This window comes from Paenibacillus prosopidis, assembly GCF_003337375.1.
Classification (GTDB): Bacteria; Bacillota; Bacilli; order Paenibacillales; family Paenibacillaceae; genus Pristimantibacillus; species Pristimantibacillus prosopidis.
Window position 1 is genome coordinate 95,980 of the sequence record NZ_QPJD01000013.1, and the last position, 10,807, is coordinate 106,786.

8 protein-coding genes are annotated in these 10,807 nt (G+C 48.0%); all 8 read left to right on the forward strand.

Going from position 1 to position 10,807, the window contains the following annotated elements; genetic code table 11:
- Positions 1-122 precede the first annotated feature (122 nt).
- The 8 genes from DFP97_RS20230 to DFP97_RS20265 all read left to right on the forward strand — a co-directional run bounded on the left by DFP97_RS20230 (position 123) and on the right by DFP97_RS20265 (position 10,802).
- A complete protein-coding gene (locus DFP97_RS20230; RefSeq protein ID WP_114382004.1) occupies positions 123-797 on the forward strand; it encodes a tetratricopeptide repeat protein in 675 nt (224 codons plus the stop codon).
- 78 nt (positions 798-875) lie between these two features.
- Positions 876-2,630 carry a sensor histidine kinase gene (locus DFP97_RS20235; RefSeq protein ID WP_245976463.1) on the forward strand — a complete coding sequence of 585 codons (1,755 nt, stop codon included), beginning with the start codon at positions 876-878 and terminating at the stop codon, positions 2,628-2,630.
- A 98-nt stretch (positions 2,631-2,728) separates the two neighbouring features.
- A complete protein-coding gene (locus DFP97_RS20240) occupies positions 2,729-4,324 on the forward strand; it encodes an SWIM zinc finger family protein (RefSeq protein ID WP_114382005.1) in 1,596 nt (531 codons plus the stop codon).
- A complete protein-coding gene (locus DFP97_RS20245) occupies positions 4,321-7,224 on the forward strand; it encodes a DEAD/DEAH box helicase (protein WP_114382006.1) in 2,904 nt (967 codons plus the stop codon). The genes DFP97_RS20240 and DFP97_RS20245 overlap by 4 nt, the downstream gene beginning before the upstream one ends.
- A 9-nt stretch (positions 7,225-7,233) precedes the next feature.
- Positions 7,234-7,425, forward strand: a complete 192-nt coding sequence (locus DFP97_RS20250; protein WP_114382007.1) for a hypothetical protein — start codon at positions 7,234-7,236, stop codon at positions 7,423-7,425.
- Between the two features lie 193 nt (positions 7,426-7,618).
- Complete coding sequence (locus tag DFP97_RS20255; protein WP_114382008.1) at positions 7,619-8,983, forward strand: extracellular solute-binding protein; 1,365 nt, start codon at positions 7,619-7,621, stop codon at positions 8,981-8,983.
- A 92-nt stretch (positions 8,984-9,075) separates the two neighbouring features.
- The gene (locus DFP97_RS20260; RefSeq protein WP_114382009.1) at positions 9,076-9,957 is read left to right on the forward strand and encodes a carbohydrate ABC transporter permease; all 882 of its coding nucleotides are present in this window, start codon (positions 9,076-9,078) and stop codon (positions 9,955-9,957) included.
- The gene (locus DFP97_RS20265) at positions 9,957-10,802 is read left to right on the forward strand and encodes a carbohydrate ABC transporter permease (RefSeq protein ID WP_114382010.1); all 846 of its coding nucleotides are present in this window, start codon (positions 9,957-9,959) and stop codon (positions 10,800-10,802) included. The genes DFP97_RS20260 and DFP97_RS20265 overlap by 1 nt, the downstream gene beginning before the upstream one ends.
- The last annotated feature ends 5 nt before the right edge of the window (positions 10,803-10,807 follow it).

Genomic DNA, 10,807 nt, shown 5'->3' on the forward strand with positions numbered 1-10,807 from the left:
TTTCTATTCATTATGCAAATTATAGAAGCAGCAATAATTAGTTGAATTTGCTCAATAAACAGAAGGTTTATGGTATGATAGAACCATATTTGAGCAATTAAATATCCACTCAGGAGGATAAAATGTTAAAGTTTAGTCTTTTTTTATTACTGGCATGGCTGTTTGGCAACCCATTTATTGCAATCCTCGTTATGCTGGTCCTGCTATATGTGCTTGACCGTCGTTTCGTAGGACTTACGCCAAGTATTTTGAAGCCGCTCAAGCGAATCTCTAGAATTAGAAAGCTGAAGCAGCACATTGGTTTGTCTCCAAACGATGTTTCCGCGAAGCAAGAGCTTGCGCGCCTTTTTATAGAAAAGAAGAATTACCGCGAGGCATTAAAATGGCTGGAGCCGCTGCAGAATACGCTCGATGATTCCGCCGAGTATTGGGATGATTTAGGCACCAGCTACTTATATACCGGCAACGAAGAGCGTGGAGAGGCATGCATCATTCGCGCGCTGGAACTAAATCCGCGCGTGAAATACGGCGCTCCGTATTTACGGCTCGCCGCTTATTATTCTAACGGACGTATAGACCAAGCGTTATCGTATATCCGCGCTTTCCAAGAGATCCATTCCTCGTCCTGCGAGGCTTATGACCGTTTGGCTGCCATTTATAAGATGCTTGGTCAAGGGGAGGAATCAAAGCTCGCGGTTCAGGAGGGACTGCGCATTTACAGTATGCTGCCTCGTTATAAGAAACGGTTGGAGCGTAAATGGGCGGTACGATTGTTATTGAAGAAGATTGGTTTGTAATCATTTGTTAACGGTGGCTCTATTGTCGATTTGAGCTATCTGTTACATAATGAAAGCTATAATAGAGAGAAGGGCAAGATGCGGGAGATGCAGCGCAATATTTGGCTTATGGCAATCAGCGTTATCGTCGTTTTAATTTTACTTAATAATACAGCTTACTACTTTCTTACAAAAAAGACGCTGAATGATTCTTTTAATGAAGAACTGCTCGCGCATGCCAAGCGGCTGGAAATATCATTGGAGCAATCCCGGCAAGGCGCCGAGCAGTTTCAGGACCAGATCGGAAGGGAGCTGCGTGCAGCTTCAATCGCAGCGCAATACGCACTCGATCCAGATATTGAGAAAGTAACGAATGAGCAGTTAAAAGAGCTTAGCGATAAGCTGGGCATTAGCCATATTACTTTGCTCAAAAAGCTTCCCGATGATATTGTCCTGTACAAATCATCGGACGAAACGCAGCTTGGAAAAAGCACGAAAACATGGAAACCGTGGTATGAGGTATTCAATCAGCTGTTTGACCGTCATAATGTTTCGGTTGATTGGCTGGGACAAACCTTGCCGAATTTTTGGAGCGGTCCGTTTGAAGTTTCATCAACCGATTTGGATAAAGTAAATAAATGGGGTTATTATTACGACGGCGCCACCAATTATATTATTGACCCGTATGTCGGATATGATAGGCAAGAAGAATATGAGGATGCAACCGGCGTTCACAGGATGATAGAGAATTCCATGCAAACCAGCGAATCTTTGCTGGAAATCGCCTTTATTAATCCGGAGACGTTTCCAGACGGCAAACAAACGGTTCACCCGAATGGCGATGTGCAGGACCATAAAGTGCAGCAGCCGATTTTTTATGGCAAGTATACAATAAAGTCGGAGAAGGACACCGCACTCGTGCGCAAAGCCTATTTGACGAAAGAAATCGTCACGTTGAATGAAAAAATTGACGGTAAAGAGATATATAAAATGTTCATTCCTGTTTTTGCCACGGACAAAGGAATTAACATTACGGATGAGGACGGCATTCCGTTGGACAGCTATGTGCTGTCGCTTACGTCGGACTACCATATTATTCAAGAACAGCTAGATTCACAGTTTTTGAACTTAGGAGTCATTATTATTATTTTAACGTGTTTAAGCTTATTGATTGCAGTTATCGCTATGAGATATTACAAACAATCCCGCGACAAAGCAGTACGGGTTACGCAGGAAACGTACGTGGAAGAAATCAATCAAATGTTTCAGTCGATCCGCGCACAGCGACATGATTTTTTAAATCATGTTCAGACGATTCATTCGCTTGCGGAGCTGGAAAAATCCAAGGAGCTTGTCGCCTATACAAAGGAATTGACCGGCGACATCCGATTAATGAACGACATTATTAATATCGGCAACCCGGCTATTGCGGCGCTTGTGCGCTCGAAAATTTCGCAGGCAGAAAACTATAAAATTCAATTTAGCTGCTCCTTTAGCGGATTAAATATGCAGGAGATGGGCGTAAAAACGCTTGATGTCAACCGGATGCTCGGTAATTTGATCGATAATGCGTTTGACGAAGTGCTCAAATTTCCGGAGGAGCGGCGCCATGTTACGCTAATTGGCAGACAAACGGCGCATGAGCTTGAATTTACGATCAGCAACACCTGCGAGCAAGCCGAAGAGGCGGTAGTGAAACCGCTTTTTGATGCCGGTTTTTCGACAAAGCAGCAGGATCATCAAGGGTTAGGGCTTTCTATTGTCAAATCGATTGCGGAGCAATACAAAGGTAATGTTTATGTGACGGCAGAACCGAATGGCCAATTGACGTTTATTGTGAAAATTCCGATATAAAAGATGAACTGCGCCAACCGGCTGAATTCCATTCGTCGGTATGGCGTTTTTTTTGTTATAATGGAAAGAATGCAAGTGAACGGAAAGGAAGCGGGTGAATGTCTGTAATGCGCCTCAATGAAAAGCTGTATGCGGCTTTCGAGCAGCAGCTAAACGATCATGTCGCAAGAACGATTATGAAACGCGGCTGGCAATATTATTTGGAAGGTCATGTTAATAGTACGAATGCGGGAAGTCATGATAATCTTTATGGCGTCGTTCAGGGGTCGGACCTTTATGCGGTCATCCTTGATGCGGGACATTTTGGGTATAGTTCATGCACCTGTCCGTATGATGGATTTTGTAAGCATATGGCAGCTGTTTATTTCAAATATTGCAGCCAGCAGGAGGGGGGACACGAGCAGGCGGAGCGTACCTATTTTCGTTTGCTCGGACTTTCCCCGGCCAGCGCGTTGCTTAAGACGCAAGATGAGCGGCTCATCCCGGTTGTTCCGAGTGATCCGGGAGAGGATGCCACCGCAGAGGAGTGGCTTGAATGGATGGAAGCGGCGCACGGCGACGTGTGGAGAAAATGCCGTCATTCCCTGCATGCGCTGCAGCCTGTGCTGTCATCGCTGAAGGGCTTGTCCAAAGACTGGGAGAAGCCGCTGCAGCGGCTGCATTGGTCAACGGCTATCGTTTTTGTATTAGAGCAAGCCGAACGTGCAATCACAACGGTTGATTCGTTTAGCAGATATTATCATGAAATGTCGTTTATTCGAATGGCGGAGCCATGGGTCGAGCATTTGTATACGCTCATTTCGGAGCTTGCCCCTGAAGCGATGGGGCCCGGCGAAGAGGCTTGGGCGGATGCGCTCATCTCTCATGTGAAGGCGCGCGCATCAAGCGCGGAGCGGCAGCTTTTTGAATGGGAGTATATGTATTTGGCGCTTTGCGAGAAGCTTTCAGAAAATCGGAGCTGGTATGAACGCGAGCTGTCCTCGATGCTTGATTCAGTTAGAAGCGGGGAAGAAAGCGGCGTTAATGCAGCGTTCTTGCATATCGCAATCGGGATGATGTACTTTTTTGATAAGCAGGATCAACTTTCAATTAATCATTTCGCACAAACGAATTTTGAACGCTCGCAGAAGGTGATGTATCCGTGCGCCGCCCAGCGCATGCAAGAGGAAGAGTGGGAGCTAGTGAAGCTCTGGATGAGCTTTTTGTTCGAGCGGGTATATAAAGTGAAGAATGGCCGGACGGTTGGCCCCTTCGTTACCTTATGCCGCCGTGCTGATCTGGATCGGCCTGATTTAGCGGTTTGGACCGAGTATATGACACAATTGCTGCCGCATTCTTACTCCGAATTATCCGACCATTGGCTGGACCAGAAGCGTTATGATGAATGGGCGGATCTACAGCTCCTCATCGGTTCCCGACCCGAGGATGTTGGAGCTCATGCGCTTCGCGAGATTGCCAAGCTGGCGCCGCGGGCGTTAATGCCGCTTTATCATCAGTCGGTTGAAGCGTGGATTCAGACCCGCAACCGTCAAGGATACCGGATGGCTGTCAAGCACCTGAAAAAGCTGGAGCGTCTATATAAGGCAGACAAGGATGCGGCTAGATGGAATCTTTATATTACGGGGCTTGTTCGTAAGCATCAGCGTCTTCGTGCCTTTCAGGAAGAGCTGTGGAAAGGGAAATTAGTAACATGAAAGCATACATTGGCGCGCGCAAGTTAGTTATAGACGGATTTTGGAACGAGGATGAGGGCGGTACTTCCGTTCTGTTAAGCGCGGTCGACCGGAAGGATGCGGCGGACGGAAGGCTGCGGTCCCTGTTGTTTGCCTGGCATAAAGCATCTTGGTACGGCGCAGAAATTGAAGAAATAAGCTTGGGTGAGCGGCCGCTGCTCAAATTGCCGCCTTTGCTTGCTGTCGATTACTTATCATCGCCTATGCATGTTCGTTTGCTCCAGTTAGAGTGGACGGAGCGGCTTGGTACCCTTATGCGAATGGCGGATCAAATTCGGACAGCATTGTTAAACGGTTGGTTCGCACCCGATTGGGCACGGTGGACAGACGAGCGGCGCAGCTGGAAGATGGCTATTCCTGAAACCGAGCAGCAGCTGCTTTTGCAGTGGGAGGATACGGTTCAAGCCGCTCTCGCGAATGGCAATAAAGGAATCGAGCAATGGCTAGGCGGCGCAATTGAGCAAATGATTGAAGAAAATGAGCTTGCCGCACAGGCGTGGCGGGAAGTTGGTCTTGCTTCGGGTGAAGCGGTATTGAGACGGAAATCGGCGGATGAAGAGGATTGGCTTATTGCAATCGGGCTGCGAAAGGATACGCTGCCGTTCCGGGTCGCGCTGCAGCTCGTTGAGCCTGATGCATCCAATGGATGGCGGCTGCGCCCCGCGCTGCAGGATCGGGAGGGCGGACCGTGGCTGCCTATTCGCCGCAGCATTTGGCAGGATGGCTGGGAGCCGGCAGTCGGTGAGGAAAGGTCTATTCCAGCGGAATGGACTCCCTATCTCGAGGCGAAGCTGAACAAGGAACAAATGAAATGGCTGGCTGCTCTTCCCGGATGGGAGGATGCAGGTGACGAAGGAAAGCTGCGGGAGCAGCTATCGGATAATGAAGCGTGGCAATTTCTTGAGGAAGCAAGCGTACGTTTGCTGGAATCAGGCTGTCCGGTTCTGCTGCCTGCTTGGTGGGAAGCCGTTCGTTCGCGCAAGCTCCGCTTGAAGGCGAAGATGAAATCAAATGTCGGATCGGCTGCACAGCCCATGTTTGGTTTGGATCAAATCGTTCAATTCGATTGGAAGCTCGCGCTTGGCAATATTGATTTGTCCGAGGCTGAATTTCTGCATCTGGCGGAGCAGAACCGGCGTCTCTTCAATGTAGGCGGCGAGTGGGTTCATCTGGATCCCCAGGATGTAACGCAAATTAAACAGTGGCTGAAAAGAATGGGCAAACGCAAAGGACTGTCGTTCCGCGATGTGCTGGAGATGCACCTGCGCGGAGGTACGCTGCTTGATGAAGACAGTGAGATCGAATCGGATTTGCGCGCGGAGGTCGAACTGAATGAGCATCTGACGTCATGGCTCGAACAGCTGCAGCAGGCATCACAAATTCCGCTTGTCGATATACCGGAGAAGTTTCTTGGCGATCTTCGTCCTTACCAGCATCAAGGCGTATCGTGGCTGCTCTTTTTAAGAAGATTCGGGTTAGGCGGCGTCTTGGCGGATGATATGGGTCTTGGGAAGACGATTCAATTTATGGCATATCTCATCTATGTGAAGGAACGGAAGCTGCAAGCGAACGGCCCTTCGCTTCTCATATGTCCAACGTCCGTTATCGGCAACTGGGAGAAGGAGCTCGAACGGTTTGCGCCTTCGCTTCGCATTATGCTGCATTACGGAAATAAGCGGGACAAGGGAGAGGCATTCAGAGAAGCTGTTCAGGACGCTGACTTAGTCATTACATCCTACTCGCTTGCCCAGCTGGATGAAGAGGATATCAGCCTGGTAGACTGGGACGCGCTTTGTCTTGATGAGGCACAAAACATTAAAAATGTTTATACGAAGCAATCTGCCGCGATTCGCCGTTTTCCCGCGTATCATCGTATTGCGCTTACAGGTACTCCTATGGAGAACCGTTTGACCGAGCTATGGTCGATCTATGATTTCATTAATCCTGGTTACTTAGGGAATATAAATGAGTTCCGCCAGGCAATCGTTAATCCGATTGAAAAGACGCGCGATGAGAAGCTGATCGCCGGCCTGCAGCGTTGGGTGAAGCCGTTCATGCTGCGCAGGATTAAGAAGGATCCGTCCATTCAGCTGTCGCTGCCGGACAAAAACGAAGCAAAAACATATATGACGTTAACGGCGGAGCAAGGCGCGATGTACGAAAATCTGGTCGCCGATTTGCTTGAGAATCTCGATAAGTTAGGCCCGATGCAGCGAAGAGGTCTTATATTAGCCGCTTTAACGAAGCTGAAGCAATTATGTGACCATCCTTCTCTGCTCGCCAAAGAGGACAGACCGGCAGTATGGGAGATTGAACGTTCGAATAAAGTAGCCAGACTGCTTGAAATGTGTGAGGAAATTGCTGCCGAAGGCGAAAGGTGTCTTATTTTTACCCAATATATTGATATGGGACATCAGCTTCAGCAGCTGCTTGAACAAAAGTTAGGATTGCCTGTCCCTTATTTGCACGGCGGGGTACCGAAGGCGAAGCGGGATGAAATGATCGACCGGTTCCAAAATACGGAGGAGCCTTGCTGCGCGTTCGTGCTGTCGCTTAAGGCCGGCGGTACGGGACTCAACTTAACGGCTGCTAACCATGTCTTTCATTTTGACCGTTGGTGGAATCCGGCTGTAGAAAATCAAGCGACGGATCGTGCGTTCCGAATCGGACAGACGAAGCAGGTGCAGGTGCATAAATTTATTACGCTTGGCACGCTTGAGGAGAAGATTGATGAAATGATCGAGCGGAAGCAATCATTGAACGATCAAGTTGTCGGTCAGTCGGAGCAATGGATTACTGAAATGTCTACCGATGAACTTAGGGAGCTTTTTGCACTGCGAAAAAGCTGGTTAAAGGGATGAGTGATATAAATGTCTGGCGAAAGCTTGCGTGACAAACAAAAGAGAATACGGCTTGAAGACATTACTGCGAATGTTTCGGATGAGGGCTCATATTCCGGTCGTGAAAAAAAGCAGGAAAACAGCCATTTGGACGATGCTAATCGTGAATGGCGGCGATTTTACGAGGTTATTAAGGAAATAACAAGCGATATGCGTTACTAATTCGATAGAATGAATGACATAGCCTGCCGGGATTAGTATCCCGGCGGGCTATAAATTTTTATCCCCCCATGCGAAAATAATAGAATTGTCTCCCTCGCTCGTTGTTTTTTGGACCTCCTGAAGGATGAAAGGCGCAGACTATAATAAAGGTGCGAGGCAAACAAGCAACACCATAAACGAGGAGGTCTTCCCAATGAAAAAAAGCTTTACCTTGATTGCCGTACTTATGGTTTCCATTATGCTGATTGTGTCTGCATGCGGAGCTACCAATGCGGAGACGACCAATAACTCAAGTTCGGCAAGCACAGACAAGCCGGCTGATTCTGCTGCGCCTGCAGAAGAAGCGAAGGAAGTTACGCTTTCCCTCCGCCATACGCAAATTAAAGAGACAAGCAAGACACGCTTGAAAATTTTAGAAGACGTCGTTGCAAAAACAGAAGAAGAAAACAAAGGCCTGACATTCAAGCTTGAAGGGATTGACGAAATCGTCAACCGCGACCAAAAGCTGAAGGCTGAAATGGCTGCTGGCAATCCTCCGGACATTTTCGAAGTATTCGGCGGCGCTGACCTTAAGCTTTATGTAAAAGCCGGACATATGCTTGATCTGACTTCTATCATTGAGGAGCTTGGCATTAAAGACAAATTCGCCAGCCTGTCGGAGTTCACGATCGACGGCAAAGTATACGGCTTGCCTTTCGGCGGCTACAGCGAAGCCATTTTCTACAACAAGAAAATTTTCTCTGAGCTGGGCCTATCGGTTCCGACAACTTGGGAGCAGCTGCTTGACGTTTCCGAGAAAATCAAAGCTGCAGGTTATACGCCATTCGGACTTGCTGCAAAAGATGCATGGGTAAACGGAATGCTTTGGAATTCCGTCATGGAACGCCATGTCGGCATGGACGCAATGAATCAGGTTGTAACAGGCGAAGCGAAATGGACGGATGATAACTTCGTTAAAGGCTTTGCGGCTTATTCGGAACTAGTTAACAAAGATTACTTCACGAAAGGCGCGCTTGGACTTGCTTATGCCGATCAAGGCGCACAGCTGCTCTCGGGAAAAGCCGCAATGGTATTTACCGGCTCGTGGGATGCGAACCGGTTCACCAGCGACGAAGCAGGCGACTTGAAGGGGCAAATCGGTTACTTCGCATTCCCGTCTATCACAGGCGGCGCAGGCGATCAAACGTCGATCAACGCTTCTTACTCGAACGGCTTCGGCTTCTCGGCCAACCTGAATGAGGATCAAGTTGCCGGCGTGAAGAAATTCATTGCCAACTTCTATAATGAAGAAATTCAAAAGCGCACATTGATCGAAGACAAATTGCTTCCTTCCATGAAGCTGTCTGATCTGTCCGGCGTAGACCCATTGATCTCTGATGTACTTACTGTAATGGCTGGCGCTTCGACTTCATGGCCTGCTTTTGACTCGATCACTCAACCGGCTGTAACGGCTGAAATCGGCGTTGGCATCCAAGAGCTGATCGGTAAAGTTAGTACCCCTGAAAAAGTAGCCGCGAAAATTCAAGCTGCTCAAGAGAAAGCGAACTCGGCTCAATAATAGCAGACATTACAATCGATCCTGATGGGTGAGAGGGTGTCCTTCCTTCCAGGAGGACACCCTCTTTTTCAAAAAACAAAGGAGGGGAAGCCATGAACAAACCGCTCAAAAATCCAATCACCTATTTAACGTTTATCATCCCTACGTTCGTTCTATACGCGGTATTTTTCGTATATCCGGTTATCGTATCGTTTTATTACGGCTTTTTTGAATGGGATGGCATTACAGAAAAGGTGTTTGTCGGATTCGATAACTTTACGCAGCTGTGGAAGGATGAAGTGTTCCGCAAGGCGATAGTAAACAACTTTTATTTTATGGCGTTTTCCTTAATCGTGAATATTCCGCTCGTCTTCCTGATTTCGATCATGATCAGCAAGATTAGACGCATGCGCGGCTTTTACAAGTCGGCTGTATTCGTGCCGGTCGTTATATCGACTGCGACCGTAGCCATTTTATTTGGCGTGCTTTACAACTATGATTCAGGTTTGATAAACCAATTTATCCGACTCGTTGCCCCGGAGGAGTGGGCGCAGGAGTGGTTGTCCAATCCGAAGCTGGCGCTATTGTCCATCTTGGTCGCAAACGCATGGCAAAATATCGGGTTTTTCATTGTATTGTGCTTGGCTGCTATATTGAACATTCCGAGAGAAATCGTAGAAGCTGCGAAAATCGACGGCGTGAACGGATGGCAGGAAACTTGGACGATTACGCTGCCGCTTATTAGACCGGTATTGTTCGTTATGCTTCTGCTATCCGTTTCGGGAACGATGAAGGTGCTCGATATCGTCCAAATTATGACGAACGGCGGACCGTTCCAATCAACTGAGGTTATGTCGACTTATATGCTAAAAGTAGGCTTCCGCTCGATGGAGCTCGGCTATGGCAGCGCAATCGGCGTCGCGATGTTCATCATCATATTGGTTCTTACCGGTATATTGCAACGCATAACGAAGCGCGAGGAGGTGCAATATTGATGGCTCGTTCACGTAACGGACAATGGTGGATGCATCTTTTTTTACTGGCCTATGTCGTCGTATTGCTCTTTCCGCTAGTGTGGCTGCTCATGTCCTCATTCAAAACCAACCGGGAAATTACGGCGAACACGTGGGGATTGCCAACCAGCTTCAACTTCGATAATTATATGGCGGCATGGGAGTCTGCGAACATCGGTAAATATGCGCTTAATAGCGCTTATGTAACGGTAGCCGCCTGCGTAATGACGCTGTTGTTTGCGGCAATGACTTCATTTGCTATATCTCGTATGAAATATACGAAATTGAACAAAGCGATCTATCAATTCATTTTGCTGGGATTGATCGTTCCTCCCGGAGCGTTGTTCATTCCTCTGTACCGTCTGATTCAAGGAATTGAATTGTTCGGCCATCATCTTTACAATACGCATTGGTCACTCATTTTGGTATACTGCACTTATGCGCTGCCGATTACGGTGTTTATTATTTATGCATTCATGCTATCCATACCGAACGAGCTTGAGGAAGCGGGCATCATCGATGGACTTGGGGCTGCCGGCCTTTTCTTCCGTATCATCATTCCGATCTCGCTGCCGGCGCTCGTTACGGTATTTATATTGAACTTTATAGGAAATTGGAACGAATATATTTTATCCCAGCTTTTCATTACATCGGAATCTCTCAAAACGCTGCCTACCGGCATGGCGACCTTCAACGACGGCTATCGCACCAACTTTGCGTCGCTGTCCGCTGCGGTCATCATCAGCATCATTCCTGTCCTCGCTGTGTACGTGTTCCTGCAGCGTCAAATTATCGAAGGGATGACGGCGGGAAGCGTAAAAGGGTAAGTCGG